The following is a 24,890-nucleotide window of genomic DNA, read 5'->3' as shown; positions in this document are numbered from 1 at the left end:
AATGAGCGAAAAAAAACTGCAAGTGTTTATCAATAGCGTACAAAAATACTTCAGCCAAATCATGGATGAAGACGAGCTGGTGGTCGGCACTCCTTACTTGGTGGAAAACCGTGTGCCCTCGGCCAAAGACTACACCGGTGTGATCAGCATCAGCGGCCGACGCAACGGCGTGGTGTATTTCACCGCACCAAAAGACCTGTTGGAGCGTTTGCTGGTGTTGATGGGCGAGCCCGATACCGGCGAAGCCATGATGGTGGATTTGGTGGGCGAAGTGGCCAACACCATCGCTGGTAACGCGCGCGTTGAATTCGGCGAAGACTTTGAAATTTCCGTGCCGCTGATTTTGCGCGGTCCGCCTAATGAAACCATGTTGCCGCGTGATAAAGAACGCTCTTTTGTGGTGCCGGTCAATTGGCGCGGCCGCAGCGCATCGATTGTGGCGGCGTTCCGCAAAAACTGAGCCGCTTCAGCCAATTGTGACGAATGGTCAATCAGGCTACCTGAAAATCTTCAGGTAGCCTGATTTTCGCTGGCAAGATTGATGAGACATCAAGCCCGCTATGATGCGTTGGCCGTTCAAACCAGTCATCAGGTTTTCAGGTAGCCTGAGACCTTTGCAAAACCCCCAGATGTGGATGCAGTTCAAGGCGCAGCAGCACAGCGAACGTGAACGTCAGGAATCCCCGTGGGACAGACATATCGAGACCTTTGCAAAACCCCCATCTGCGGCGCATTTCTGCGTTTGTAAGCGCGCGGCGGTTTTGTCCGTGTTTTGCATTTTTTTTGTCAAGCGCTCGGACAAAAGTAGCGCGAAATTTTAGCGGCGGTTTTGTCCGCCGCCCTTTGAAATTATAAAACCCCCGTTGCCAAACGGGGGTTAATTTATACTTTGCTCTCCAGCCAAGCCCAAGCGAGGCAGCGCTCGAAGTCGGCCAGCATCATGATGTCGTCAAACGATGCGCCGCGCTGCATCATCTCCAGCTCCGGCATCAGTAGGTTTGCCGCCAAAAACGGGGTTTGCGGCGGATTGCCGGAGCCGCCGGCCAGCGACCACGCCTCGGCTTTGGCCTTGCTGTGCCGGCACACCACAAAGCGCAGGGCGTCTGCCTGATCGGCATGGCCGACAGAAACGACAAACTCAATCATCTTTCCGTTGTAGCATCCGACACCTCTGCCCGCTCGCTGCGGCAGTTGTGGCCAAACAGAAGGCTACCTGAAGGGTTCAGGTAGCCTTAAGGCAAAATTACCTTATCCGAATTACTGATTCGGGTATGAGCGGCAATGTTCACGTACCCGTTCAAGTCGGCCTAGGTTTTGTCCAAGTTGGTTAACTCCAAATTTTCTCCATCATCGTTTCAGGATAGACAATAAAATTTCGTCAACCAAACGGTTGTTAAGAAAAACCCCTTGCGGGCGCAAGGGGCTATTTTAAAGTTCAATTTAATCTTCTAAATCTTCATCAGAAAAATGTTGTGCCAACTTGGCAAACTCTATTCCTAATTTCTGATTTAATCCAAATAAATTAAAAAAGTTTTGAGCAGCCGACTCATATTTCTCTTGGTATAAAAAGCGGGCAGCTATTTCATTTTCTCTGGCAATTTCTTGATTTATATTAGAAATGTTTTCTAGAATTTTTCTTTTTGACTCACTCATTATGGCCTCTAGGTATGAAATATTAAAATCAATAATTTGAATAAACTGTTTAAATCATTGTTATTGCTTTTATACATATTTCTACAGCCTTTGTCAAAGAATATAAAATAACAGAATAACTAAACTTAATACTCAAATCAAGGGTGGGCTACCTGAAAGGCAGCCCACCCCACTCAAGCAAGGCAGAAATCCCGCTTATGTATCCAGTCGCTGCCAGTGGCGTTGATGACGATAGTTTTGCCGCCTCCGCCATTGTTGCCACGTTGCCACCATATTGCGCAGGAATAAAAGGCCGGCGACAAAATTCAGCGCCCGCACCGGCCACACACAGGCATGGCCAATGCGCTCGCACCAGTTACACAGCTTGGTTTCCATGGCGTTCTCCTTTTTTTGCGATGGCCGCCAAATCATTTGGCGAAAACCGCCAGCTGTCCGGCAGGCCGAGCACATGGCCGGCCCACTCGCTGCAAAACCAACGCTCGGGACGGTGGGCGGTGCGCAGGACAAAGCCGAGCGCGCCGGGCCAGTCGTAGGCTTGGCCGTGGGTGGCGGCGTAGTGAGCCTGCAGGTCGATGGCGAGGCTCTCGCGGCTGCTGATGGGGATGAGGTCCCACTTGTCGGCCGGCAGAGGCATGGTTTTGTGGCGCACGCCGCCGTCGCGCACGGAGGCGGAGTAGCAGCCGTATTGGCCGCCGCCGAGGTGGGTGACGAGCTCGCAATGGCTGTACGGGCCGCGTGTCATCACGCGGGTGAGCCAATCGGAGGCGCGGGCCAGCAGGTCGTAGGGGCGACGGATGGTTTTGCGGCCACGATAAAGAGCAAGGTAGATCATGCGTCACCCCCGTGCAGTTGCTCGCCGACGGAGGCCACCGCCGCCAGTATCTCGTTGCTGCGTTCGGTAACGGCCTCGGTGCTGTCGAGCTGTTGCAGCTCAAACTTGCGCATCCGTAGGGTGGCCAGCTGGTCGAGCGCGGCGTGCAGCTTGGCTGCTTGTTGCAGGATGATGTCGGTGGCCTGTTGCGGCTGCAGATTGGCCGGGGTGGCAAAGGCGGCCACTTGGCTGGGCACCTCGCCGGTGTAGCCGGCATCGGCATAGGCGCGGGCTTGGCTCTCGCGCAGCTCGTACTCGGCGCGGAATCGCAACAGGGGCTGGGCCACGCCGTACACGGCGGCGTTGATGCGCTCGGTTTCCTCGGCGCGGTGGGCGTCCAAACGCTCGGCGGCTTTGGCGGGGTTGAGCGTCCACGCCGCGCCGTCCCACTCGTGGCAGCTGTCGGGCGGTGGCAGCAGGGTGAGGCCCTCGGGCAGCTCGCCCACGGTGTCAATGGTGAGGGCTTGGCCGTCGGCGGTGCGGTAGGCGGTTTGGCCGCGGTGGTCGGGCAGGTATTGCCAGCCGCTGCCCGTCCATTTGGTGGCCATGCCCTCGCGGGCCTCCGGGGGCGCGGTGTCGATGCAGCCGCCGGGAATCAGATAGCTGCCATCTCGGGCATACACATCGAGATCGGCCTCGGCTTGGCCGACGTAGATGCCCGCGGCGTCGAGTTGGCAGACGGGTTTGGTCCACGGGATGTTTGCAGTCATGGGGTTTTCCTTTCAGGTAGCCTGATGATTAGATTTTGATAATGGCGAGCAGCGCTACGTTGCGGGGGCGGGTCTCTGTGCCGCCGGTGGCATAGGGGCTGGTCAATTTGGGCTGTGCCCAGCCGTTGTCTCCCCAGCCACTACCGTCACCAATGATGTCGCTGTGTTGCAACTGATCCGGGACATCATCATCCTGCTCAAACAGATCCGATCGCACCACAGCCAAGGCGTCGCTGCCTGTCACGTCAGATGATATAAATTTGTGCACGTGCCGCTTAATCTCATCCGTCTGTACGGAGCCGATAGCACGACCGGCATCTACCCCGCGCCCGTCATCCCAGCCCCGCACAAACTCGCCTCGTACATCCGGCAAATTAAAGGTGGTGCTGCCGTCGCCGCTGCCGTAGATGGTGCCGATGGCGGCAAACAGCGGGGCGTAGGTGGTGCGGGAGACGGCGGCACCGTTGGCCTTCAGCCAGCCCGCCGGCGGGTTGCGGCCGGCGAAATACATGACGGTGCCTGGCGGGGCGGCTTGAGTGACGTCGGTACGGCTGGCGGCGTCGGTGATGCCGTAGCCGGCAAGGGTGGTCGGCCGGCCGCGCACGTCAGCCCAGTCGGCGCCATCCACTCTGTACCACTGCTGCATGGGATGCGTGTGATATCCACCACGGGCGTACACCCCGCCAGTGTGCGCGATATAGAGCTGGGCTTTGCCGTTTCCGGATGCCAGCGAGAGGCCGAGACCGTATTTGTAGGCACCGTCGGGCATACCGTCGTTGCCGTTGTTGACGGAGATGATGCGGTTGTATCCGACCGTGCCGGTAAAGGTGCCGGATTGCGTCAAGATGGTGTCGGCGGCTTTGGCGAGCTCGTGGTTGGTGCTGCCGATACGCACATAGGCTTTGGCGGTATCCGCAAATAGGCTGCTGATATGTTGGCCGTCCTCACCGTAGTTAGAGATGGCCGCCCAACGTAACGTGCCGGAAAATTTGCTGTTGGATACAGCACCGTAGTTGCCGTTGCCGGGCGAGCGCTCGTAATTGCCAAAAATCAATTGTTGATAGACATTGTTGCGGCCGTCGCCCAGCTTGAGCTCGCCGGCGTTGTTGAGTTTTTTGCCGTTTAGGTCAACGTGCTTGGCGGCGCCGGTGTAGGGGACGGCACCGGCGGCCATTAGGCCGCGGATGGCTTGCAGCAGTTGGCCGTTATTAGCCCTATCGGGGTTGATACCGGCCGCGCCCAACACGGCCAGCACCTCTGCCTGCACTTGATTGAGCCACCAAGCCGGCAGGATGGTGCCCAGCTCGCTGACGCCGTCGCCGTCGTGAAATAATTTGTCTTGCGTATCAATGGGGTGCATATCATCTGCCTTATCGGTAGGTAAATCGGATGGCGGTGTGGGCGGGCTTGAGCTCGTTAAACATCGTCTCAATCACCGCATCGCTGTAATCGCTCAAGCGGCTGCCGGCGGTGCTGCTGCCGGCGCGGAAACGCCAAACGGTCTGCCGGTTGGCGGCCACATCCACCCACCACACCCACATGATGTCCTCTCTGGCCAAGCGGTGGCCGGCGCGGTTAACACCCGCCCTAAAGGGCTGCGGCTCGCTGATGTGGATGGTGTAACCGGCTGCAGCGGCCAGCGCGGTAAAGTAGGGGATGCTCAAGCCGCCGGTGGCGTTGAGCTTGGCCAGTACGTCGGCCACGCGGCGGGCGTAGTTGCCCGGTTGCGGCGGCGTGATGGCCAACAGCTGCTCCCAGCGCGGCAGATAGCCCGCAGCAGCGGGGGCGTAGCAGGCATCCAGCACGCGTTCGGCGTGGTATTGCAGGCGGCGGTAGGCCTCGGCTTCCGCCTGCCGCTGCGCCGTTTGGCCGGCGGCGGCGGTGTCGTAGCTGACCGGCGGAAAACACTGGGCCAGCAGGGCGGCGTAATCGCTCATAGGGTGCCCAACTCCAATCCGCCAAAGGTCAGCCATTGCAGCTGCGGCGTAACGGTGGCCTCGGTATTGCCGGCCGGCGCGCTGACCACGCGGTCGCGCACACCGGCGGCCAAAGTAATCACGCCCTCAATGTGGCTCTTATAGACCGCCTCGCCGGGCTTGAGCTTGGCAAAGTAATCGCGCAATGCCTGCTCAATCTGGGCTTTGACCGCCGGCAGGGCGTAACCCGGCAGCAGGGATACCTGCGCCCGGATGCTGACCGGCACCGCCGTGGGCGAGAGCGCCAGCGAGTGCTTGGCCGTCACCGGGCGCCGCTCGTCGATGTAGTCCTGCACCGCTTTGACCACCTGTGGCGACGGCAGGCCGGCGGCGGTCAGCACGGCCACGTCCACCGTACCCAAGCCGCGGCGCAGCGGGTACACAAACGCCTGCTCCACGCCCGGCACCTCCATTGCCCAGCGGTAGTAGTCGTGGGCATTGCCGCCGGCGGGCGGGCGACGCAGGCGCGACAGCAGACGCGCCAACAGGGCGGCATCGTCCTCGGTATCGGTGCCCCCGATCATCTGCACCACGGTGGCTTCCGTCTCGGCGCCGGCGGGGGCGCTTTGCAGGCGGACCACGGTGTGCGCGGGCAGGTTGTAGGCCGCACCCACGGCCACCGCTTGGCAGGGCAGCTCGGCCGTACCGCTGCTGATCACCGCCTCTTGCAGGGTGCGGTAGAGGCGGCCCTCGTATTGCACGGTGAGCCCCAGCGGCAGACGGGTGCCCGCTTTGCCGCGCACGCTTACCCGCCCGCCCGCGGCGGCGCCCGGTTTGCGTTGGATGCCGTACATGGCGCAATGGCGCTCCAAATAAGCGGGGTCGGCGGTATGGGCAAAGGCTTGGCGCAACACCCACTCTTGGTGCTGGTATTGGCCTTCCGCCAGCGCCGCCAAAGCGGTGGCGCGGGCGTGGTTGTCGCTGCCTGGATGGACGTGGGCGGCCGGCGCCATGTTTTGCAGGTCGCGCAGGTATTGCGCGCGGATCTGCTCTAGGTTGTAGGTGCTCATGCCAGCGATACCTCGTAGTCCAGATTAACCGGGCGGCCGCCGGGATCAACCGCAGCCACATGCAGCTTGAGCCAGCCCGGCCGCAACAGAGCGGCGCTCACCGCCACCGAGCGGGCACGGCCGGCCGACAACATCGGCTGCAGGGCCTGCTCGGCATACTGCCGCGCCAACACCTCCACCCGCGTCAGGTGCTTCTGCCGCCGCAGCTCGTGCAGGCGGCTGCCCAAGGCGGGGTCGCCCCAATAACTGCCCAGCGGCGTCATCAGGCGGATATAGGTCTCGTTTTCCAGTCCGGTTGCGGACTGGTCGGCCACATAATCGCCGGTGTAGGGGTCAAGCAAAGCGTCCATACCCCTTATTGTGGGATATGGACGCTGCTTTACCCGCTTGAGCGGCCTCACCGGGTTTGGGCCTATTGCTTAACTCTCCGTGCTATGCGCTAGGATGACAGCCAAAAAATGGCCGTAATCGCCGGAGATAGCCTCCTCTGTTACCTGCTTGCAATCTACCGGACTCCACCCTTGATACATCGCATTAATCGTCCAGCCGGCAATCAGCGAAAATGCGTCGCCGTCTAATCCGGCAAAATCCATTTTGACTTTACGGGGTGGGTTAAATAAGTTGTTTGCCGCCATGTTTAACCGCCCTCAACAATGGTTTGCGCCTGTACTTTTTGCGCGCTCACGGTTTGCGCCTGCACCGTGCCGCTGGTGGTGTAGTCGCCCTCAATCTGGCGGATGTCGCCTTCAAAACTGGCTCCGCTGCCGCCCTTAACCTCCATGCCGCCGTTGCCGTTAATTTGGCCGGACGCCGTAATCTGGTTGGTACAGTCCACATTGGGCGCGTCGATATTGACCCCGCCGGGGGCCTTGATGTTGAGCACCTCGCAATCAATGTCGATGATGCGGCCGAGCTTGAGCACGATTTTGGCGCCGTCGATGTTATAGACCGCAGTCTCGCCCTCTTGCAGGCCGGTGATGCGGTAGGCGCCATTGGTGGTGGTGACGATAATGCCGTGGCTGGTTTTGCCGCCCAAGGGCACCACCACGCAATCGCTGCCGGCAGGCGGATGGGCCGTAAAACCAAACTGCTCGGCGTGCTCCAAATCCTGCACCGTCTCGCCGTCTAGGCCCTCCAGCTGGATGCGCTGCACCCCGCCGCCGGCATCGGTGCGCCGCACTTGGCCGCGGAAAGCCTGCCGCAGCGCGCCGAAAGCGCGTTTGATGCGGTTATCCACCTGTTTAGCGTCCATTAATCATCCCTTAAAAGACATTTAATCCAATATTTGCAATTGTTTCTCAGCGCTTCCGCCGTTGCGGCGGCGGCCGCTGCGCCGACGGCGGTTGCCGTTGCCCTGTTGTCCCTGCCGTTTGGGCGGGTCGGCATCCAATACCCAAGCGCCGTCCTCTTTAAGGGTCAGCACGGTGTGGGTGGGCTGGCCGCGACCGCCGGCAAACTTACGCGCCATCAAAAAATAGATCGCGTCCAAGCCGTCCGGCTCGCTCATCACGCGGATGCGCTGGCCGGGCTGCCACAGCACGCCGTCGTCATTGCGGTGACCCTTGACGGTGGCGGTAATGGTGAGCGCCTCCAAGCGGCCGTCGGCCAGCCGCTTTTTGGCTTTGCGTTCCGCCTCGGCCTTGTCGTCCACATCGGCCTCCACCACAATCAGCGGCCGGTGCAGCTTAAAGCCCTCGTCTTTGGCGGTGGCGCGGATATTGTGCCGGCCGCTGTGGCTCTGCCCCAGCACCGTCACCTCGCTGTAACGCGGCGACAGGTCGCGCTCCACCTCCAGCTGCTCGATGTTGTTGCCGCGCCCGTCCAGCCGCAGAATCAAATCCGCCACCGGCGGCGCGGTGTAATCGGGGCCGCCTACCACCAAGGTGCCGTCCGGCTCGACCCACGGCCACAGGCCGTTGGCCTCGGCATACTGCACCAAGGCATCCCAAGCGCGGCTGCCCGGCTCAATCTGCACCTTGTGCGTGCGTTGGGTGCGGGCGGCGTCAATGCGGATTTGGGTGAGCCCCAGCGGCTTGACGATCTTGTCGATGATTTGCGGCAAATCCATGTCCTGCGCGTCAAAGATGGGGCAGGAGCAGTCCAACAGCACGGCCGCCTCGTCGCGGCCGGTGATGGTCAGGGTTTTGCCGCCCTTTTCGGTGCGCGTCTCCACCCGGTCGATGCGGCCGGAAAGCACCGTATCGCTGCCCACCCGCACCTGTACCTTGTCGCCCGGCTGCACCGCATCAGGCTTGGCATCCACCGGGCGGCCGAGGGTAACGGCAAAATCGTCGGCCGGCGTGAGCAGGTCGCTGTCGATGTCGTAATCCGTCCACTGGCCGTGGGTCTGCCCGTTGATCAGCAGGGAGACGGTGTTATCGGGCGTAGGCATGGATCAGGCTCCCGCGCGGCACAAAGTTGGGGTGGCGGATCTGCGGATTGAGGCGCACCAGCTCGGCCTGCCGGCGGTAGTCGCCATACCACGCAAACGCCAGCAGATGCAGGCTGGTATCGGCGTGCGCCACCTTTTGCACCAAGGGCGGGCGCAGATTGATGACGGCCAGCGCCTGCTTTTGCAGGGTGTGGGCGGTGCGGCGCACGCTTTGCGCCAGCTCGGCGGTGTGTTCCAGATACGGGCGCGCGGGCAGCAGGCCTGCCGCCTCAAATCGCTGATACACGCCCTCGGCGGGCTGCGCCGGCTCTTGGTAGAGGTCGAGCAGGTGGCCGGCCATCTCGGCGGCCTTGTCCGGGTTGGCCAGCATCATGCCGCAGATGCGCTGGGCGGTGAGACTGCGCATCAATGCCTCGCGGCTGTCGGCCAACACCTGCGACACCTCGCGCGGGGTCAATACCGGCTGCTCCAGCTCCAGCGCCAACAGGTCGGCCGCCTCGCTGGCCAAGTTGGCGGCGCCGACGGTGGCAATCAGGCCGCACAGCGCCGCCACATCTTCCACCCGCGCGCCTTGGTGGTCTATCGGCGCGCGGTTGCCGGCATCAATCAGGCTGCTGTGCACTTGGCGCGGCACATCGGCCGCACGGCGGGTGGCTCCCGCCAAATCGCGCCAGCCGTCCAGCGTTTTGCCGCCGCGCCGGTACAGACCGGCCAAGCCGCCAAACACCGACAGCAGCTCCGTCATCAACACGCGCGGGCTGTTGATTAAGTCCAGGCTACCTGAAAACACGCCGTTAATCTGGCCGTACAACACGCCCACCGCCGTCAGCGCGGCGGCGTGAAAGGCATTCCAACGGCGCTGCTGGCCGCGGATGCCGGCCAGCGCCTTGCTAAACACCTCAAAGCCCTGCCAAGCGGCCAAATCGGCAAAGTGGTCGATCTCGTCGGCCATCGCCAAAGGCAGCTCCTGCGCAAAAAACGGCGCCGCCGCCACGCTCTGCCGGAAACTGATGCGGATGGTGGCGTAATCCGGGCTGTCCTCATGATGCCCCACCTCAAAATCGGCCACCACGCAATCGGGCACGCTGCCGTAAATGGGGTGCACCAGCTCGCCGCCGCCGCCCTCACGCAACACCTGAATCAGCTTTTGCAGGCGGCCCTCGTAATCGTCGCCGTAGAGCACGGCGGTGATGTCCATCGTCAGCGCCTCGCAGCCGGTGTCCTCGATGTCGGAGCCGTCCACAAAAGGGTAGCTGTGCTCGGCCAGCGCGTGCACGCCGCGCAGGGCATCCTCGGTGGCCTCAAACGGCACGCCCTTGTAGCTGGCATCCAGCAGGGTATCTTGCCAAGACATATCAATTCCTCCGGCCGTCGCGGGCGGCGGCTTGGTTGAGATAGGCGGCGATGTTGCCGTTTTGCACCGTTACCGTAATCGGGATGGGCGTACCGGCTGCGGTAAGCATGCGCGCGGCGGCGGCGCCTACTTTTTCTGCCGCCTCGTTGAGCTGTTGGGCGGCGGTCTGGTTGTCGGCCACCGCCTGCATATATTGGTCGCCGGCCTGCTGGTAGGTATCCACCGCCAAGCCAAACTGCGCCATAATTTGCGCCATTTCGGGGTCGCCCGCGGCGGGGTCTTTGCCCTGTCCGCGCATATGATCCACATAGGCGCGGGCGTGGTCGGGACTCATGCCCGCACGGCGGCGCAACGCTTGGGCCTCCACGTCGCCGCGCAGATAATCGGAGATAGGATTCAGCCAGGCGGTGTGCTTGCGGATGGCCTCGGCGCGCTCGCCGTATTTGTCGCGCTCGCCGGCCCATTGGGTAACGTCATACATGGCGCTCAAAGGCAGTGTGGCCCAAGCCATCGCCCCAAAAGCGCCCCCGCGCGGCATCATCCGCGACCAGCGGCTGCCTTGGGCGGCCGCCTGTGCTGTGGCTGCCGCTTGGGTGGCTGTGGCCGCAGCACGCGCGGACGCTGATGCAGCCGTTGCGCCACTGGCCATGCTGCGCAGCATGGAGCCGGTATGCCAAAGCCCGGCACCAGCCATAATGGCACCGGCGCCATAGCCAGCGCCGACGGCCGCCTGTGCCGTCTCCGGGTTTTGGCGCGCCCAGTCGGAGAGCGCCTGCGTCCCGTCGGCCAGCTTGTCGGTGGCCGCGTTAAAGGCGCCGTACTCGGCATCGCGCAGCGTGACCTTGCTTTGCTCCACCCTAAAGCCGGAGCCTTGGGCAACAAAGTCATAAGCGTTATTGACCGATCTGGCGGCATTGGCCTGTCCCTGTTGCAGCCGGGCAGCGGCCTGCGGGTTGTTGGCCAGCGCCAACAAGGCCATCAGCGCTTGGCGGTCGCTAATCAGTTGGCCGACGGCGGTGCCGTCCACCAGCGCTTTTTGGCTCTCCAGCAGCGCCATTTTGGCCTCGTCGCCTTGGGCGGCATTGAGCTTTTGCGCCAGCTCGCGGCTGCGCTCGTCTTTGCTGACCAGCTCGCGCACAATGTCCACCAAGGCATCCAGCGAGTTCATTCCTTCCGCCTGACGGCTATTCATTTCTTTTGTAAAATCAAAGCCTTTTTGCCCGTTAATAGTGATGCCACGGGCTTTGGTGATGGTCTCTTGGCTATTGATTTTAGCCAGCAAATTGACCAGATTGTTGCCCGCCTCGTCGGCGCTGCCGGACGTCATAAATGACAGCTGGTTGGCATTGAGCAGCGCCGAAAAATTGTCCAAGGTCGGCGCCATGCCGGCGTTTTTCATGGCGGCCAGTTGCTGCGGCAGCCAGCGCGCCATATCGCGCAGCTCGAAACCGCCGTCCACACCGGACTGCATCGCCCGGTCAAGCAAAGCGGGGATGTCGCTCTCCGTAAAACCTGCCTGCAACGCCTTGCTGACCAAGGTAGCGATTTGCTCGCCATCTGCATTGGCGGCAGCGGATGTGCGCATGACGGTAGGCAACAGGCGCAACACCGCCTCGTCACTCATCGTGCCGCTGGCGGCCATCGTATTCATGGCGGCCAGCGTTTCCTCGCGGCTGCGGCCGCCGGTGTGGGCGGCGGCGCTGACCGATTGGTGGATTTTTGCCATGCCTGCCTGTTTTTCGGCCAGGCTTTTGCCGGCATACATGGTATTGGTGGCGTGGCGCAGCTCGGTGTCGTAATCCATGGTGCGGCGTACCGGCTGCGCCATCACATAAGCGCCGGCCGTCAACGCCGCGCCGGCCGTAACCGCGCCGCCCACCAAACGGCGGCCGCCGCCTACTGCCCGCTGCCAGCGGCTGCTTTGCGCCACGCCTTGGCCCAGCTCGTTGTTGAGCTGGCGGATTTTGTTGCGCGTGGCCTCCGCCGCCCGCGCCAGCTCGCGCTGCGAGAGGGTGCCGACGCGGGACAAACGGTTATAGGCCGCCTGCGTCTGCTGGATCTCGCGGCGGATTTGATGCTCGGAGCGGATACCGAGCCGGGCATAAGCGCCGTATATCTGCTGGTGCTGCCGGCCGGCCTGCGCCCACGCCCGGCTCTGCATCTGTGCCGTGCGCTGCGTCTCGCGCTCCAAACGGCGCAGCCCTTGGCTGGCGTTGTCCCGAAAACGGGCAATCAGCTCGACAATATTGCGGCTCATGTTTTGCGCCTCTTGCTCACATAAGTGGTGGTATCAGACGGCCCGGCCGGCACGGATGCCGGCGCGGGCGCTGCGGAGATAATGGGCGCCGCCGGCAACAGCGGGCGGCGCGCGCGCTGGATCAGGTCGGCCTGCCGCACAAAGGCAGCCAGCTCGGGCAGGCTCATGGCCTGCACCCGGCTTTCAGGTAGCCCGAATTGCCCGAGCATCAAGACGGCGTGGCAGTAGTAGTCGGGCGGTGCCGCTTTTTTGCCAGCAGCTCTTTGGCCAGATAGAGCACATCCATATCGTCGGCAATCAGATGGTCGGTTAGATAAGCGCCGGTCAGCGCCTCGGGCGGCACACCGCCCAAGCGGACAAACGAGCGCGCCTGCCGCTCCATCGCCAGCTCAAAGCCGGAGAGGCCGGCGGCAATCGCCATATCGTCGCGCACCGTTAAGAGGCGCAGCTCAAAATCATGGTGGTATTGCCCATCATATTCGACGCCGTATTTCAGGCTACCTGAAACGGTGCGGCCGTCGGCGGCAACGGCCAAGCCGCACTCGGCGACAGCCTGCTCCAGTTGATCATCGGGGGCGGTGTTTTTTGCGGACATAAAAAAGCCTTTAAACGCAGGTTAAACCAAACAATAAGAGAGGTTTAATTATCGTTTAAAGGCTTGCAGGCAGCCGCTTGAGCGGTTTCAGGGGGTAGTCTAATCCTATTTACGCTTTAGTGTACTTTCGGCGTCGGCTAAGGCATTCCGGCATGCCAGCATCGACTGGCGATAAGCAGCATAAGGCTCTTTATCAAAAGTTGATGGGCCGCTGCCGCTGATGGTTAAAATTTTTACCAACTCTTCGGCGTCTTTTGCGGCTTTACCGCACGCGGAAAACGGGTCACCCTCCGCGTTTTCGGCGGCATAATATCCGACCGCCTCGGCAATATTGGCTTGGTATTTGGCTACATCCCCCGCCTGCGGCATTTGCCCGCGCAAAAACCGGTCAAAATCGCTGTCCAATCCTTGTTGCAAAATACGGAAACGGGCGGCACGCTCAAAATAAAAAGCCTGTCTCTCGTCCGTAAACTCGTACTTATCGGCAAAAAAATACTTGCGCTCTTGTGCGTCAGGAGCCGTTGGTAATTGCGCCTCTTTGTGTTGCCCAGCCGGTTCTGTTGGCTCCGGCTGCCCACAGCCCGCCAACCCCAAAGCCAAAACCGCACAAACCCATAATTTCCGCATTATCTTTCTCCAAAACAAAGCCCTGCCAAATCGGCAGGGCTGCAATATTAACGCATCTTAACGCTTTCAGGTAGCCTACTCCACCACTTTGCGCGTAGCAAAGCCGGTGATGTCCACCACCAACTCGTTGTCCACGGTGTAGGTTTTGCCCACCTCGGTCACGCAAAAGCCCAGGTAGCTTTCCGCCGGCGCGCCCTTGATGTCGGGCACGCTGGTGATTTTGGCGTCCTCGATGTCGCCCCAATTGACCACGGTGCCGTCGGTGGGCACCACGGCGGTGATGCTGATGTCGTATTGGCCCACGCCGCGGCAAAAGCCCTTGGTGCGGAGGGTGCGGCTCATCACCTTAACCGGCTTGCGGCCGGTGCTGTCCTTAACGTCCAGCTTGGTGATGTCCACCTCGGCGGCGTCCACATACAGCGTGATGCTGCCTACATACTCTGTTGCCATTGTTTGGCCTCCTTATTACAGATACAGGTCCATCACCATGCCCACCACATGCAGGCCGTTGACCACGTCGGCCGGGATGCGGCAATTGAGCATGCCGGTGTTTTGCAGGTCGCGCTCCACAATCAGCTTGGGCAGATTGGGCTCCACCTGCTCCAAAATCTCCAGCTCCTCGCAGCGCATCAGCACATCGATCAGCTCGCTGCGCACGCGCGGCGGGGTTTTGTCGGAGAGCTTGTCGCGCGGGAAACGCAGGGCAATGCGCTGAATGCACGCCTTGGAGACGTAGATCAGGGTGCGCACGGTGGTCACATCGAGCAGGCTCTCGTCGGGCGTGCCGTTGGCGGTTTTGGTGTAGGTGGTGATGGCGCGCACGATTTGGGCGCGACTGCCGTCCGGGCTGGTCTCCACCGGCGCCACGCCGTTGTAGAGGGCGTTTTCCTGCTCGGTGCGCATGGTCTTGTCTTTGCTCGCACACACGCCGATGCCGGAGAGCGCCAGCGTATTCAGCGGGCGGGCGGGGTCTTCCTCGCTGGCCATTACGGCGGCAAAGGCGGCGGCCAGCTCGCACGGCAGGCTGGGGCTGCCGCGATACCAAGCGCACACCATTTGGCCGTGGTTGAGTTTGCCGGCTTGGGTGGTGGCGGCGGAGAGGCTGCCGGTGTCGCCGTAGATGCCGATGGCCCAGCGTTTTTCCATCGGGCTGCCCACTGTCTCCAGGTGGGTGCGTAACTTGATAAGGTTGGCCTCGTCGCGGATGCCGCAGGCGATGATGTCGTGGCCTTCGGCCACAATGGCGGTAAGCGCGGGTTGGATGTCGGGGTTGGCGTCGCCGCTGGCCATAGCCGTCACTTGGGCGGTGAGGCCGGCGGCGGTGGCGGCGGCGCTGATGCCGATGCTGTTGCCCTCGGTGCCCTTGTTTTTGGCGGTCAGGGTAACGGTGCCGCCGCTGGCTTTGGCCGTAACCGGCAGCTCGGGTTTGGCGTCAATCGCGGCCTTGAGCGCGGTGGCCACTTTGTCGGCGGTGTCGCCGGCGGCCACGCCCAGCGTGAGGGTGTCGGCGTTGGCAATGCTCACGCGCAGCACGCCCTGCGTGGTGGCCGGGCCGCCCAGCGCAATGGTGCCGGTGGCGGCCACGCCGCCGCTGTGGTCGGCCAGCGTAATCAGGCTCAAGGCGGCATAGGGGTAAGCCTTGATGGCGGCCTCGGCCATCAGATGCGCCTGACTGCCCGCGCCGCAGCGTTCGGCCACCTCGGCCGCGGAAAACACATCCGCCAAGGTAGATACTGCGCCCAAACCGGCGGCGGTGTGCTGGGCAATCAGCACCACGCGCTGGCGGTTGGTGGGCAGGTTGCGCACGGCCAGCTTGGTGTTCCATTCGGCGTACACACCAGGCTTGCGCGTAGAGGCGGGGATTTTGTCAAAGGTGATGTTTCTACTTGCCATTTTTTTCGGCTCCTTTTTGCGGGGCGGCGGCCTCGGGCGTCACGCGCACCAAATCGCCGTAGTCGAGACAGCGCAGGTAGTAGGCGGTTTCCGCCACCGCCACCGGCGTATCGTCGGTGATGTAGCGGTGCGGCTGGCCGTCCATCGGCACCTTGAGGCCGGGGGCGGCCTGTACCAATAAGCTCATGCTGGGCTCCTTATTTGAGGGAGACCTCCGCCTCCACGGCGGGGTCGGGTTGCTCGGGCGGGCTGTGTACTTTGAGGCGCACGCCCGTCAAATCGGGATCGGGCGGGCTCAAAGCGCCGCTGTAATCCACAAACAATTGGTCGGGGTGTTGCGGGCTGTCCGGCGTCTGCGGCCAGGCGCCGTTGGGCAGCGGCTCCTCATACCAGTGGGTGTCAAACTCGCAGGCAAACACGCTCATCGCCTCGTTGTGCTCCAGCCGCCCGTTAAACAGAGTGCGCACCGCGCCGGGTTGCAGATAATCGCAGGGCAGGCCCAAATCCTGCCGGGTGAGCAGGCGGCGGATGGCGTAAATCAGGTCGTAGCTGCCGATCTCCCAGCGCGAGGGGCCGCCGGTGCGGCTGGCCGCCTCACTGCGGTAAGAGCGCGCCGCGCACATCACCACAAAACGACCTTCAGCCTTGTATTTGCCGCGGGCGGTATTGGATGGCTCGGTTTTTGGGATGCCGCCAAAGGTCACCCACACCGCCGGCATCTGCTGCACCACCTGATACAGCCCCTCGTCGTCCAGCTCGCCGCCGTAGCTGTGCACGCCGGTCACCAGCTGGCCCATGCCTTGGCGCAGGCGCTTGATGATGGCGGCCTCAATAGACGCTATCACGGCCAAACACCTTGTCGGACGGGCTGACAAACAGCACCGTGTTGTCGGTGGCCGGCGCCGCATCGGCAGGCAGGCCGCTTAGGCCGGCTTGGCCCTTGGCCACCATTTTCAGGTAGCCTGTGGCGGCCTCGTAGCGGCTTTGCACGTCATTGGTGAGCTGACGCATGCCGGTGGCCAAGCGGTAGCGGGCGATGTCGCAGCAATACACCGTGAGGATGCGCGGCACCTCGGCAAACGGGCGGGTGTAGCGGTTGAGGTAGCCGTCTATCTCCGCCGTGGCGTCGTCCAAGGCAGTCTGCGCGGCGGCATGGTCGATCCGGCCGCTGCGCACCAAGTCGGTGAGCTGCACCATCACGCCCTCGCCAAAGCGGGTCACCATATCCTGTACGGTGGCGTAGCTCATGAGGCGGGCTCCTCTGCCGTCAGCACCACGCCTTGTGCCACCAAGTGCGGCTCGGCCAGCAGGCGCTGCCAGTTGGGCTCGCTCAAGTCTTTGCGCTCCACCAAGCGCCACGCGCGGCCAAACTCCAAGCCGCAGCGGTAAAAACGCTCGGCGGTGCGGGTTTTGACGTAGGCGGCTTCGGCGTCCTCTGTGGGCGGCTCGCCGCTGGGTTGAGGTACCAAGGGTCGGGCTTCCGGCGGCGGTGCGGCCTTGTCGGCGTCGCCCGGGGCAATATCGGGTGGGATTAGGGTGTCAGACACGGCTTGCGCCTGATCCGCATCGCCTGACGGCGGCGTTGCGGTTTGTCCTGCCGGTGTGTCGGGTTTGCTTGCCTGCGCGCTTGGTTTATTGGCGGCCTTGTCTTTGGATTCGCCGGTTTGGGTTTTGTCGTCTTTTTGACGGGCCATATTTGCTCCTTATAAGGCATAAGGCGGCTTTAAACGCTGTTTAAGGCCGCCTGAAACGGGGTTACAGCAGCCAAGGCGATACCAGCACTTTAGCCTTGCCTTTGTGCACATTGGTCTTGCCGGCGTCGGTGCGCTCTGCCTCCAAAATGGCTTTGGCGGCGTCCTCCAAGGTGGGCGGCACCAAGAGCACGGTCGGGCGGATGGCCAGCGGACGGCCGCCGTCGGCTTTTTGGGCCAGCATGCCGGTATAGACCTTGGCAAAGTTTTCCGGGGTCAAATCCTCGCTGGATTTGGCCGCCATCTGCCAAAAGCCCACGCCCACGTTGTAGCGCCCGTCCACGCCGTAGCGGTACTCATTGCGCATAAACACGTTTTCGTCGGTGTCGGCGGTCATGGCGGTAAATTTGGCGGCCTTACGCTCCTGGAAAATAAACGGCTTCAGGGCGCGCGAGGTGTCGAGCAGATACCAAGCGGTGCCGCTGCCGGCGTAGAGGTTGCTGGCGGTGGTTTTGCTGCCGGTACCGTCCACTTTTTCGGCGACCGGGTGGTCGGTATCAAAAAAGTTTTGGCCGTCGTAGCACAAGGTGTCGTGGGCGTTTTTGATCAGGCCGAATACCAGCTCGTCGGGATGCACTGCGGTGGCGCGGCCCATCTCGGTAAACAGCGGCGCATAAATGCCGAGGTTGTCGTCCTCGATGTCGTTGCGGTTGACCTTGATGGAGCTTTCGTAGTGCTTGTTGGCAATCGCATACGCATGCGCCTGCATATCGTTAAACACACGGTCGCCCACCCACTCGCGGAAGCCCGGCCATTGGCCCAGCCAGCCGTAGGTATTGCTGGCGGTGGACGACGGCACCACGGTGGCGAGGTCGCGAAACTGGCTCTCAGCCATCGCCAAGCCGTCCTGAAAGTTTTTGGCAAAGCCCGTCTTCAGGGCTTGCAGGGATTGCGGGGTGATAATCATGCGTTTGCCTCCTTGGCTTTGGCGTAGTCATCGGGGGAGATATTGAGCGCGGCTGCAACGGCTGCCTCTTCCGCGCTCAAGCCGGCCTTGCCGGCGGCGGTCGGGATGCCGCCGCTTTGCATGCTGCTCAAGGCAGCCAGCGGCTGGGCGGTGGCCAAAAAGTCGGCCAGTGCCTGCGGATGGGTTTTGCCGAGGTTTTCCGCCCACGCCTTTTGGGCGGGCAGCAGGCGGCCGTCGGAGAGGGCGGCGGTAATCAGCGCCGTGGTTTTGTCGGCCTCCTGTTGTGCCAGCTGCTGGCTCAGAGCCGCCACTTGCTGCTGCAGGCCTTTGAGCACATCCAAAGGCACGGTTTGTGCCGATGCCGCGGCGGTATTGGGGGCGGTACCCGGATCTGCCGGCGGGGCGGCAGGCGGGGCGGGATCGGCTTGGCCCTCGCCTTTGTCGCCGTCTTTTTTGTCGGCGGCCTTATCAGCCGCCTTATCGGCCAACAGCTCGGCCAAGGGCTTGCCGCCGGTGGCGGCTTTGAGCTGCTCCACGGCCGCCAGCTGCTCCGCCTCGGTGGCGGTTTCGGGCAGATTGAGCAGTGCGAGCATCTGCTTTAACGCTTCATTCATGGGGTCTTCCTTTGGGGGGTTGGTTGCGGGGGTCACAAACAGCTTGGAGGCGGCGGCCAGCGCCACCGGGTCGAGCTCGTCCAGCGCGGGGGTGTTGGTCAGGGCCGGCGGCAGCAGTGTGGTGATATCGCCGGAGGGAAGATAATGAAACATCGGAGAAATGTAGCGATACTCGCCCTCGGCAATCCGCTTTTTGGCGGCGGCCGTCCACTCCACCTCCGCAAACAGACCCTTGCCCTCTACCCACTCCAGCTTGCCCAACCAACCGGAGGCCGGGTTGGGCTGTCCGTTGCTGGCGGCGTAGAGCGTCTGGTGCTCGTAGTCCACCATCAGGCGCACCGCCCGGTTGTTGAGGGCAGCCACAATCGGCGCGGCCAGCTCGGCCGTCATACGCCAGCACGGCGCATCGGCCGGGCGGCCGTCGTTGCCTCTAAACTCGCCAGCCGGAAACAGTTGGATGCGGTTGGCCGCGCCGTTAAGCTCTACGGCACAGGCGGCAACCAGCGGAGGATGGGGGGTCTGTCTGCTCATGGCCGCATTGTCGCGGCGGCGGCCGGATGCAGCCGGTTGAGCGGTCTCACCCGGCAGCGGAGCCGATACGCGGGCGCGGGATGATTAAGGATGCGTGTTTAGACGGTGTTTAGATTGGCCTAGGATTGCGATTGGCCGCCCGTCTGGTATCTCGGCATGGGCGGCAACAAAAAACGCCCGTTTAGGGCGTTTTTGGGGCGGGCGACGGAATCAGATAGGCGGCCGGTCTCAAATGGTGGCCAGATAATCGCTGACGGTCTCCACCAAATCGGCCTCATCCTCGGGCGTGAGCACCATAAACGGGCGGGCGGGGATTTTGCTGCCGGGGTGGTTGACCTTTTTAACGGGATACATACCGGTCGCCCATGCCAGGGCTTTTTTGTTGCGCGGGTAAATCACATGGGCTGCCGTCTGGCCGCCGAAATTGTGGATGGCAGCATAAACCACATTGGTGCCCACCACCGCGCTGTCGTTGTCGCTCTGCTCGGTGATGCTGTTGCGCAGGCGGCCGGTGTTTTGCAGTATTTTGCCGCCAATCACCTTTTTGTTGTATCGCGCTTGTGAGACGCGCCCGCGTTTGGTAAGTGCTCCCGCGCGTGACAACCAGCTGCCGGTTTTCAGGCCGGCCCATTCCGGGCGGCCCTGTGCATTGAAATTATCATCCACCGCACGGTGCAGGCGGGCGGCCACCGAGCGCATCAGCGGTGCACGGTGGGTCAGCTTGTCGGCAGCGTCGTCAAGCGCCTGCTGCACGGCGGCTGTGTTGATTTGTATCTCAATCATAATATATACTTAAGCCAAAGAGTGATGCACCCGGGTTACCAAATGGAAAGGGAGCGGGAGCGTTAAGCTCCCGCGTGATCCTGTTCGAATCAGGCAAAGGGTGTATCACTTTTTCCAGATCAAATCATACTGGCTCAAGTTTTGGACTTGTTGGCCAGTCACAACAGAGCCGGTGTTAACCATATTGGTGGTTACCCGCTCTTTTTTATTGCTTACCGGGTGGCGTATCTTGAGCTCATAATCCAGCGTGACTACCAATTTGCCGGGCTGACCCGGTAAGTCGTAAATAAACAACAGGCCGTCCTGCTGCCCCGGATTATTGGACTTTGCCAAACGTATTTCATCGGGGGCGGCCAAGTGCTCGGGCAGCCGCTCCCAAAAATCCATCGGCAAAGGCTGTTGCTTTTGCCCGCGCCAAGCGTGCCACAGCCGCTCATCGCTGGCCGAAATAACCGCCGTCTGCGGCATCAACTGCCGCGCCGCCAGCGCGTCCAACACCGGCAAAGGCAGTACGCCCACATGCATAAACTGGCCGCTGGCATAGCCGTCGGCCTGCGCCTTGGCCACCATCTGTGTCATCTGCGCCACCAGTGCGCGCATGGTTGCCGGCTGCTTGAGCGTCTCACTCACCGCCATGCTGGCAATCCTCGGCGGCAAATCCACCGCCCGCTGCAATTGCAGCTGCCCCAGCTGCGCCAGATGGCGGCGGCCCACATTGCCGTCAAAGCCTTTATCGGCGGTAAAACGGCTGCCGTCCGGCAGGCGCAGCGCCTTGGCCGGCACGCTGTCGCCCCGCTTGTTGATGATGATGTGGGTGTCCTCAATCTGCCCGCGGCTGTCATTGGCCGCAAGGCCGCGCTTGTCCAGATCGCGCCGGCTGTAGGCGGTTACCGTGCAGCGGCAGTTGTAGCCGTTGGGCGGGTAAAACGCATCCCAAAACGCATCGTCTATGTGATAGACCAAACCGTGCAGGGCGCGGTGGCGCGGGCGGGTGCGGCTGTCCATCACGGCGGTGTATTGCAGATAAGGCATATGGGCTTTGTTGTCCTGCAGCTCCTGCCAGCGGCCCGCCATAAAGGCGCTCTGCATATTGGTGCGGTACACGGTTTCCAAGCGGGCGCGGGTCAGCCCTGTGCCCGCCACCTCGCCGCTGGCGGTGTCCACCAAGTCGCCCGCCTGGTCGAGCTGCAGCCCCTTGGTGCCAAACCGCGCGGCCACATCATCGCGCCAAGCGGCAAACGGCTTGCCTTGGCGGGCGGCATCCGCCATCGCCTGATGCAGCTCGCCCACCAAATCCTGCCGGTAGAGGCCGGCCACCGTCTGCGCCTTGGCGGCCGCCTCCCGCGCCCGCTGCGGCCAATCGGCCGGCACCGTGTAGCCCAGCGTCTCAAAATAACGCACCGCCCGCTCGGGCGTGAGCGTAAACGCATAGCCCAAATCCGCCTTATTGCCCACCCATCTGCCCCCATAGGTCGGCCACAAACAACACGCGGCCCAAAGCCTCTTGCAGCTGCGCGGTATCCAACAGCGGCCACGCCGCCTCCAGGGCGCGGGCAGCCTTCTCGTAGCTTTGGCCCTGCGCCACCGCCTGCCCCAGCGACTTAATCAGCGGCTCCAGCTGGGCGGGCAAATCCGCCGCCGCCAAATAGCGGTCCGTGCCCGCATCCAAGGCGGCCTGATCCGGGTAGATGATCTCGCCGTGGCGGCTCAAGGCTACCTGACGGTAGCGGGCGGATGCCGCCGCAGTATTGCCCTTGCCGCGCACCTCGGGCGGCAAGGCCATATCCGGGCGCGGCAGGCTCAACACCGGCTCGCCCTCGGCCGCCTGCGGAATCGCCAGCTTGTCGTGCGCCCACTCCAAGGGGATCTGCATGCCCAAGCCCACCAGCTCCGGCAGGCTCTCGGCATACATCGCCATGTCCTCCGGCTCGCGTGAGTCAAACTCAAAATAAGGGATACGGGCGGGATCAACAGCGCCCTTATTGATTTGCAGCAAAGGCCAAATCAGCTGGCGCGTGATGGTGGCGGCCAACTGCTTGGCGTCGGACACCAAGAGATCGTGCCGCACTTCGTTGTGCACATTGCCCAGCGCATTGGTGCTGGTTTTGCCGTCGGCTTGGCTGGTGAGCGTGCCGCCCAAAATCACTTTAGACTGCGTGCGCTCGCACCAGTCCGTCATCGCCATAAAGGTGTCGCCGCTGCCGTTGGCCGCGTTGAGCATCTCCAGCAGCATGGTTTCGGGGATGATGCCGGCGGCGTTGTGGCCAATGCCGGCCAAGGCGCGCAGCAGGGTGCGCTTGTCCTCCTCGCTGGCGCCGGCCGGATATTTGCCCAGCCGCACCGGCAGGCCGTAAATCTCTAAAAACTCGGCCAAATCGCGGACGGAATAATTTTTGAACAAATACGGCCAAGCCAGCGTACGCATCAGACCGCCGCGCGCCAAAAAGCCGCTGCGCGCCTGATGGCGGTGCACAATCCAGCCCAGCGGCCACAAATCCTGCGGCGGCTGGCCGTCCACGCCGAGCAAGCGCACGGTATCGTCTTTGAGCGTAAACCAGCCCTGCGGGCGGTGGACAAACTTTTCAGGTAGCCACAGGCCGCCGATTTGCCGCCAGCCGATCTCCACCGCCGCAAAGCCGTGGCCGAGCGCGTCGAGCAGGTCAAACATCAGCGCCTCAAAATCATCCAAGCCGGCCAGCCACTCGCCCACTTCTTCGGCCAGCGCCTTTTCGGCGGCCGAGGCGTTTTTGGGTGCCACCACTCGCCAGTCCAAACCAATCAGCGCCCGCTTGCGCTTGCTCATCTCGGCAAAAATATGGCCGTCTTTTTCTTCCATGTCCGCAAATAGGGCCGACTGGGCGGCGATGTCGCCCTCTTCGGCGGCCTGCAAAATCTGGTGCAGTTTCAGCGGCGTCAGCCCCTTGCTGGGGTGCTCGGCAAAGGTGCCGTGGCGCGCCATCAGCGCGGCGGCTTGGCTGCCGCTTTTGGGGGCGTGTTGTTTGCCGCCTTTTGCGGCATTTTTGTCATTTTTTGAGGCCATAAAAAATCAGGGCAAGATGCGGTTAATCTTGCCCTGAATTATCTTTTGCGCCGTGGCGGCCAGCCGTTTGAGCCGCTTCAGCGGGTGCGCGGACGGAGCGGCAGCCGCCAGCACATCCGCCGCTCGTCAAACAGCAGCTCGCCATCGGCACGCATCCGGTGCAGCTCCTGCCACACCGCCAACCAAGACGGCCGCGGCTGCAAGCGCCCCAAGCCGTCCTGCCAAATCACCGAGGCGGTACACCAGTCGCGGTACACCAAAAAATGCCGTATCCGCTCGCGCATCACCACGCCCCGCCGCCAAAAGACAATACGCCGTCGCCACCGCCTTCCCGGCGCGGCACCGGAATATAGTCCACCGCGCCGAAGCCGCTGGTGGCCAGCATCCACAGCATGTGCAGCGCGTCCGGCCCGTCGTCGTGATCGGCCATCGGAAAATGCCGCAGCTGCTCAATCAGCGTGCTTTGGCTGGAGTGCAGGCGGATTAAGCCGTTGGCCATATGCGGTTGCAGGCTCTCAATCCGCAGCAGTTTGTCGCTCACCGGCTTGATGCCGCGCGCCGGCACCGGCACGCCCGCCGCCGCCCCGCGCTTAACCAGCTCGGTTTTTAAAAACTCCTGAAACTGCACCGTCTCAATGCCCCACAGCAGGCAGCGGAACACTTTTTGCAGGGCGATCACGTCCTCAATAATGCGGTCGGGCAGGCGTTTGTGGATGCGCGCCTCCACCACGTCGAGTACGCCGGTCTGGCGGTTAAAGCCGCCCACCAAGATGGCGGATGGGTCGCGGCTGGCGCCGGCCTTGCCCAAGCTGGGGTCGCAAGCCCCGTAAAACACCCACTTATCATCGCGCTGCACCCAAAAGCACAGGCTCTCGGCAAACGGTGCGGCATCGCCGGACACCGGATCGTTTTGATACTCGCTGTCAAAGGTGGCGTGGCCGTCGCGGGCGCGGATTTTCATCAGCGCCAACACACCGCGCGCCGCCCAAGAGGTCTGCGCGCCGACCTCCATCTCGGCCTGATGGGCTTGGTAGTAGGCATCGGCCACCGCCTCGCCGTCGTTGCGGTAGAGCTCCTCCCAACGGTCCCACAAATCCATGCGGTCGGGCCAAGAGAGCATCGCTTTAAATTTAACCGTCGTCCAAAACGGGTTTTTGAGGGTGCGCGCCAGCACGCTGTCGTAGTGCAAAATGGTGCCGATATACACCACATCATACTTTTGGCCGACGCCGCCCAAAGGCAGCACGGTCTTGGTCAGCCAAGCGTTGAGCTTGTCGCGCTGCTCCGGGCTGCGCACCTGCTCGTCGTTTTCGATGTCGTCCAAAATCGTGAGGTCGGGCCGGTAGGGGCCGTGGCGCAGGCCGCGCAGTTTTTTGCCGCTGCCCGCCACCTGCACCTTGATGTCGCCGGCAGTCACAATCGTGCCCGCCTGCCACACCCGCCCTTGGCCCACCGCCTCGCCAAAATCGGTACGCAAACGCGGGTTAAACTCCAGCTCGGCCTTGATGGCCTCCAGCATCGGATACGCCTGATCAATACTGTCCATCACAATCACGATATAGTGCTTGCGCCCGGTGACAATGCACCACAGGCTAAACAGCTGCGTCACCAGCGTGGATTTACCCTCGCCACGCGGCGCACCGATGGCGTCCGGCTCGCCCTTTTCAGAGCGCAGCATTTCAGGTAGCCTGCGAAACAGGTAGCGGTGCAAATCCGACTTTTCGGCCGCCCGCACATAATGCGGGAAATAGGTATTAACGAAATACTCGTAGCCGTGCACCGGGTCAAACACCTTGGCGCGCCGCTCGGCAATCGCTGCCGGTGAGGGGTTGAAACCGACCACCTCTGCCTCAATAATTTGGCGCAGCTGGTCGGAGAGGGCGGTCAGCGATTTTAGAAACTCTTTATTTTTCATATTTAGAAAGG

31 protein-coding genes and 1 pseudogene are annotated in these 24,890 nt (G+C 62.3%); 1 reads left to right on the top strand and 31 read right to left on the bottom strand.

Features of this window, described 5'->3' with window-relative positions; genetic code table 11:
- The first annotated feature begins 1 nt into the window (after position 1).
- A complete protein-coding gene (locus H3L94_RS09170) occupies positions 2-460 on the top strand; it encodes a chemotaxis protein CheX (protein WP_009118821.1) in 459 nt (152 codons plus the stop codon).
- 422 nt (positions 461-882) lie between these two features.
- Here H3L94_RS09170 and H3L94_RS09165 read toward each other — a convergent pair whose 3' ends face one another.
- The 31 genes and pseudogenes from H3L94_RS09165 to terL form a co-directional block, all read right to left on the bottom strand.
- A complete protein-coding gene (locus tag H3L94_RS09165) occupies positions 883-1,146 on the bottom strand; it encodes a lactate dehydrogenase (protein WP_182121772.1) in 264 nt (87 codons plus the stop codon).
- 294 nt (positions 1,147-1,440) lie between these two features.
- The gene (locus H3L94_RS09160; protein WP_182121771.1) at positions 1,441-1,653 is read right to left on the bottom strand and encodes a hypothetical protein; all 213 of its coding nucleotides are present in this window, start codon (positions 1,651-1,653) and stop codon (positions 1,441-1,443) included.
- Between the two features lie 195 nt (positions 1,654-1,848).
- Complete coding sequence (locus tag H3L94_RS09155; RefSeq protein ID WP_182121770.1) at positions 1,849-2,028, bottom strand: hypothetical protein; 180 nt, start codon at positions 2,026-2,028, stop codon at positions 1,849-1,851.
- On the bottom strand, positions 2,009-2,485 hold the full coding sequence (locus tag H3L94_RS09150; protein WP_182121769.1) for a hypothetical protein: 477 nt from the start codon (positions 2,483-2,485) through the stop codon (positions 2,009-2,011). The genes H3L94_RS09155 and H3L94_RS09150 overlap by 20 nt, the downstream gene beginning before the upstream one ends.
- Positions 2,482-3,234, bottom strand: coding sequence for a hypothetical protein (locus H3L94_RS09145; RefSeq protein ID WP_182121768.1), 753 nt, complete (start codon positions 3,232-3,234; stop codon positions 2,482-2,484). Before H3L94_RS09145 ends, H3L94_RS09150 begins: the two co-directional genes overlap by 4 nt.
- A gap of 28 nt (positions 3,235-3,262) precedes the next feature.
- Positions 3,263-3,745, bottom strand: coding sequence for a phage tail protein (locus H3L94_RS12880; RefSeq protein ID WP_342355428.1), 483 nt, complete (start codon positions 3,743-3,745; stop codon positions 3,263-3,265).
- A 663-nt stretch (positions 3,746-4,408) separates the two neighbouring features.
- A pseudogene (locus H3L94_RS13070) lies at positions 4,409-4,594 on the bottom strand (phage tail protein); the annotation flags it as partial.
- A 10-nt stretch (positions 4,595-4,604) separates the two neighbouring features.
- The gene (locus tag H3L94_RS09135) at positions 4,605-5,171 is read right to left on the bottom strand and encodes a YmfQ family protein (RefSeq protein ID WP_182121767.1); all 567 of its coding nucleotides are present in this window, start codon (positions 5,169-5,171) and stop codon (positions 4,605-4,607) included.
- Entirely contained in the window at positions 5,168-6,220 is a 1,053-nt protein-coding gene (locus H3L94_RS09130) for a baseplate J/gp47 family protein (protein ID WP_182121766.1), read from the bottom strand. The genes H3L94_RS09135 and H3L94_RS09130 overlap by 4 nt, the downstream gene beginning before the upstream one ends.
- On the bottom strand, positions 6,217-6,570 hold the full coding sequence (locus H3L94_RS09125) for a phage GP46 family protein (protein ID WP_182121765.1): 354 nt from the start codon (positions 6,568-6,570) through the stop codon (positions 6,217-6,219). Before H3L94_RS09125 ends, H3L94_RS09130 begins: the two co-directional genes overlap by 4 nt.
- Positions 6,571-6,639: 69 nt before the next feature.
- Complete coding sequence (locus H3L94_RS09120) at positions 6,640-6,855, bottom strand: hypothetical protein (RefSeq protein WP_182121764.1); 216 nt, start codon at positions 6,853-6,855, stop codon at positions 6,640-6,642.
- Positions 6,856-6,857: 2 nt separating this feature from the next.
- Entirely contained in the window at positions 6,858-7,472 is a 615-nt protein-coding gene (locus tag H3L94_RS09115; RefSeq protein ID WP_182121763.1) for a phage baseplate assembly protein V, read from the bottom strand.
- 21 nt (positions 7,473-7,493) lie between these two features.
- Positions 7,494-8,612 (bottom strand): phage baseplate assembly protein, encoded by a 1,119-nt coding sequence (locus H3L94_RS09110; RefSeq protein WP_182121762.1) that lies wholly within the window; start codon positions 8,610-8,612, stop codon positions 7,494-7,496.
- The gene (locus H3L94_RS09105) at positions 8,596-9,966 is read right to left on the bottom strand and encodes a DNA circularization protein (RefSeq protein WP_182121761.1); all 1,371 of its coding nucleotides are present in this window, start codon (positions 9,964-9,966) and stop codon (positions 8,596-8,598) included. The genes H3L94_RS09110 and H3L94_RS09105 overlap by 17 nt, the downstream gene beginning before the upstream one ends.
- A gap of 1 nt (position 9,967) precedes the next feature.
- On the bottom strand, positions 9,968-12,223 hold the full coding sequence (locus H3L94_RS09100) for a phage tail tape measure protein (RefSeq protein ID WP_182121760.1): 2,256 nt from the start codon (positions 12,221-12,223) through the stop codon (positions 9,968-9,970).
- Positions 12,220-12,432: a hypothetical protein gene (locus tag H3L94_RS09095; protein WP_182121759.1), complete on the bottom strand. Its 213-nt coding sequence runs from the start codon at positions 12,430-12,432 to the stop codon at positions 12,220-12,222. The genes H3L94_RS09100 and H3L94_RS09095 overlap by 4 nt, the downstream gene beginning before the upstream one ends.
- Positions 12,432-12,818 (bottom strand): phage tail assembly protein, encoded by a 387-nt coding sequence (locus H3L94_RS09090; RefSeq protein ID WP_182121758.1) that lies wholly within the window; start codon positions 12,816-12,818, stop codon positions 12,432-12,434. The genes H3L94_RS09095 and H3L94_RS09090 overlap by 1 nt, the downstream gene beginning before the upstream one ends.
- A gap of 105 nt (positions 12,819-12,923) precedes the next feature.
- Positions 12,924-13,445, bottom strand: a complete 522-nt coding sequence (locus tag H3L94_RS09085) for a hypothetical protein (RefSeq protein ID WP_182121757.1) — start codon at positions 13,443-13,445, stop codon at positions 12,924-12,926.
- A 75-nt stretch (positions 13,446-13,520) separates the two neighbouring features.
- The gene (locus tag H3L94_RS09080; protein ID WP_182121756.1) at positions 13,521-13,895 is read right to left on the bottom strand and encodes a phage tail protein; all 375 of its coding nucleotides are present in this window, start codon (positions 13,893-13,895) and stop codon (positions 13,521-13,523) included.
- A gap of 15 nt (positions 13,896-13,910) precedes the next feature.
- A complete protein-coding gene (locus H3L94_RS09075) occupies positions 13,911-15,338 on the bottom strand; it encodes a phage tail sheath subtilisin-like domain-containing protein (RefSeq protein ID WP_182121755.1) in 1,428 nt (475 codons plus the stop codon).
- Positions 15,328-15,525 carry a DUF2635 domain-containing protein gene (locus H3L94_RS09070; protein WP_182121754.1) on the bottom strand — a complete coding sequence of 66 codons (198 nt, stop codon included), beginning with the start codon at positions 15,523-15,525 and terminating at the stop codon, positions 15,328-15,330. The genes H3L94_RS09075 and H3L94_RS09070 overlap by 11 nt, the downstream gene beginning before the upstream one ends.
- Positions 15,526-15,535: 10 nt before the next feature.
- A complete protein-coding gene (locus H3L94_RS09065) occupies positions 15,536-16,183 on the bottom strand; it encodes a DUF1834 family protein (protein WP_182121753.1) in 648 nt (215 codons plus the stop codon).
- A complete protein-coding gene (locus tag H3L94_RS09060; RefSeq protein WP_182121752.1) occupies positions 16,167-16,586 on the bottom strand; it encodes a gp436 family protein in 420 nt (139 codons plus the stop codon). Before H3L94_RS09060 ends, H3L94_RS09065 begins: the two co-directional genes overlap by 17 nt.
- Positions 16,583-17,032, bottom strand: a complete 450-nt coding sequence (locus H3L94_RS09055) for a hypothetical protein (RefSeq protein ID WP_182121751.1) — start codon at positions 17,030-17,032, stop codon at positions 16,583-16,585. The genes H3L94_RS09060 and H3L94_RS09055 overlap by 4 nt, the downstream gene beginning before the upstream one ends.
- 61 nt (positions 17,033-17,093) lie before the next feature.
- A complete protein-coding gene (locus H3L94_RS09050) occupies positions 17,094-17,996 on the bottom strand; it encodes a Mu-like prophage major head subunit gpT family protein (RefSeq protein WP_182121750.1) in 903 nt (300 codons plus the stop codon).
- Entirely contained in the window at positions 17,993-19,141 is a 1,149-nt protein-coding gene (locus H3L94_RS09045; RefSeq protein ID WP_182121749.1) for a phage protease, read from the bottom strand. Before H3L94_RS09045 ends, H3L94_RS09050 begins: the two co-directional genes overlap by 4 nt.
- 228 nt (positions 19,142-19,369) lie before the next feature.
- A complete protein-coding gene (locus H3L94_RS09040; protein ID WP_182121748.1) occupies positions 19,370-19,924 on the bottom strand; it encodes a phage virion morphogenesis protein in 555 nt (184 codons plus the stop codon).
- Between the two features lie 105 nt (positions 19,925-20,029).
- The gene (locus H3L94_RS09035; protein WP_182121747.1) at positions 20,030-21,379 is read right to left on the bottom strand and encodes a phage head morphogenesis protein; all 1,350 of its coding nucleotides are present in this window, start codon (positions 21,377-21,379) and stop codon (positions 20,030-20,032) included.
- Positions 21,369-22,964 carry a DUF935 domain-containing protein gene (locus H3L94_RS09030; protein WP_182121746.1) on the bottom strand — a complete coding sequence of 532 codons (1,596 nt, stop codon included), beginning with the start codon at positions 22,962-22,964 and terminating at the stop codon, positions 21,369-21,371. The genes H3L94_RS09035 and H3L94_RS09030 overlap by 11 nt, the downstream gene beginning before the upstream one ends.
- Positions 22,965-23,041: 77 nt before the next feature.
- Positions 23,042-23,248, bottom strand: coding sequence for a hypothetical protein (locus H3L94_RS09025; RefSeq protein WP_182121745.1), 207 nt, complete (start codon positions 23,246-23,248; stop codon positions 23,042-23,044).
- Positions 23,248-24,879, bottom strand: coding sequence for a phage terminase large subunit (gene terL, locus H3L94_RS09020; RefSeq protein ID WP_182121744.1), 1,632 nt, complete (start codon positions 24,877-24,879; stop codon positions 23,248-23,250). The genes H3L94_RS09025 and terL overlap by 1 nt, the downstream gene beginning before the upstream one ends.
- Between the last annotated feature and the right edge of the window lie 11 nt (positions 24,880-24,890).

It is taken from the genome of Neisseria shayeganii, assembly GCF_014054965.1.
Taxonomy (GTDB): domain Bacteria; phylum Pseudomonadota; class Gammaproteobacteria; order Burkholderiales; family Neisseriaceae; genus Eikenella; species Eikenella shayeganii.
Note: the sequence above shows the minus strand (reverse complement) of the source record. Positions and strands in the feature narration are given on the sequence as shown.

Bases quoted from the DNA above. Each gene is read 5' to 3' on its own strand.
- H3L94_RS09070 (WP_182121754.1), bottom strand. From the start codon at position 15,525: ATGAGCTTATTGGTACAGGCCGCCCCCGGCCTCAAGGTGCCGATGGAC.
- H3L94_RS09170 (WP_009118821.1), top strand. From the start codon at position 2: ATGAGCGAAAAAAAACTGCAAGTGTTTATCAATAGCGTACAAAAATAC.
- H3L94_RS09060 (WP_182121752.1), bottom strand. From the start codon at position 16,586: ATGAGCTACGCCACCGTACAGGATATGGTGACCCGCTTTGGCGAGGGC.
- H3L94_RS09030 (WP_182121746.1), bottom strand. From the start codon at position 22,964: ATGGCCTCAAAAAATGACAAAAATGCCGCAAAAGGCGGCAAACAACAC.
- H3L94_RS09125 (WP_182121765.1), bottom strand. From the start codon at position 6,570: ATGGACGCTTTGCTTGACCCCTACACCGGCGATTATGTGGCCGACCAG.
- H3L94_RS09100 (WP_182121760.1), bottom strand. From the start codon at position 12,223: ATGAGCCGCAATATTGTCGAGCTGATTGCCCGTTTTCGGGACAACGCC.
- H3L94_RS09165 (WP_182121772.1), bottom strand. From the start codon at position 1,146: ATGATTGAGTTTGTCGTTTCTGTCGGCCATGCCGATCAGGCAGACGCC.
- H3L94_RS09040 (WP_182121748.1), bottom strand. From the start codon at position 19,924: ATGATTGAGATACAAATCAACACAGCCGCCGTGCAGCAGGCGCTTGAC.
- H3L94_RS09025 (WP_182121745.1), bottom strand. From the start codon at position 23,248: ATGCGCGAGCGGATACGGCATTTTTTGGTGTACCGCGACTGGTGTACC.
- H3L94_RS09105 (WP_182121761.1), bottom strand. From the start codon at position 9,966: ATGTCTTGGCAAGATACCCTGCTGGATGCCAGCTACAAGGGCGTGCCG.
- H3L94_RS09120 (WP_182121764.1), bottom strand. From the start codon at position 6,855: ATGGCGGCAAACAACTTATTTAACCCACCCCGTAAAGTCAAAATGGAT.
- H3L94_RS09115 (WP_182121763.1), bottom strand. From the start codon at position 7,472: ATGGACGCTAAACAGGTGGATAACCGCATCAAACGCGCTTTCGGCGCG.
- H3L94_RS09055 (WP_182121751.1), bottom strand. From the start codon at position 17,032: ATGGCCCGTCAAAAAGACGACAAAACCCAAACCGGCGAATCCAAAGAC.
- H3L94_RS09155 (WP_182121770.1), bottom strand. From the start codon at position 2,028: ATGGAAACCAAGCTGTGTAACTGGTGCGAGCGCATTGGCCATGCCTGT.
- H3L94_RS12880 (WP_342355428.1), bottom strand. From the start codon at position 3,745: ATGTATTTCGCCGGCCGCAACCCGCCGGCGGGCTGGCTGAAGGCCAAC.
- H3L94_RS09150 (WP_182121769.1), bottom strand. From the start codon at position 2,485: ATGATCTACCTTGCTCTTTATCGTGGCCGCAAAACCATCCGTCGCCCC.
- H3L94_RS09130 (WP_182121766.1), bottom strand. From the start codon at position 6,220: ATGAGCACCTACAACCTAGAGCAGATCCGCGCGCAATACCTGCGCGAC.
- H3L94_RS09050 (WP_182121750.1), bottom strand. From the start codon at position 17,996: ATGATTATCACCCCGCAATCCCTGCAAGCCCTGAAGACGGGCTTTGCC.
- H3L94_RS09110 (WP_182121762.1), bottom strand. From the start codon at position 8,612: ATGCCTACGCCCGATAACACCGTCTCCCTGCTGATCAACGGGCAGACC.
- H3L94_RS09135 (WP_182121767.1), bottom strand. From the start codon at position 5,171: ATGAGCGATTACGCCGCCCTGCTGGCCCAGTGTTTTCCGCCGGTCAGC.
- H3L94_RS09045 (WP_182121749.1), bottom strand. From the start codon at position 19,141: ATGAGCAGACAGACCCCCCATCCTCCGCTGGTTGCCGCCTGTGCCGTA.
- H3L94_RS09080 (WP_182121756.1), bottom strand. From the start codon at position 13,895: ATGGCAACAGAGTATGTAGGCAGCATCACGCTGTATGTGGACGCCGCC.
- terL (WP_182121744.1), bottom strand. From the start codon at position 24,879: ATGAAAAATAAAGAGTTTCTAAAATCGCTGACCGCCCTCTCCGACCAG.
- H3L94_RS09090 (WP_182121758.1), bottom strand. From the start codon at position 12,818: ATGTCCGCAAAAAACACCGCCCCCGATGATCAACTGGAGCAGGCTGTC.
- H3L94_RS09085 (WP_182121757.1), bottom strand. From the start codon at position 13,445: ATGCGGAAATTATGGGTTTGTGCGGTTTTGGCTTTGGGGTTGGCGGGC.
- H3L94_RS09075 (WP_182121755.1), bottom strand. From the start codon at position 15,338: ATGGCAAGTAGAAACATCACCTTTGACAAAATCCCCGCCTCTACGCGC.
- H3L94_RS09145 (WP_182121768.1), bottom strand. From the start codon at position 3,234: ATGACTGCAAACATCCCGTGGACCAAACCCGTCTGCCAACTCGACGCC.
- H3L94_RS09160 (WP_182121771.1), bottom strand. From the start codon at position 1,653: ATGAGTGAGTCAAAAAGAAAAATTCTAGAAAACATTTCTAATATAAAT.
- H3L94_RS09095 (WP_182121759.1), bottom strand. From the start codon at position 12,432: ATGCTCGGGCAATTCGGGCTACCTGAAAGCCGGGTGCAGGCCATGAGC.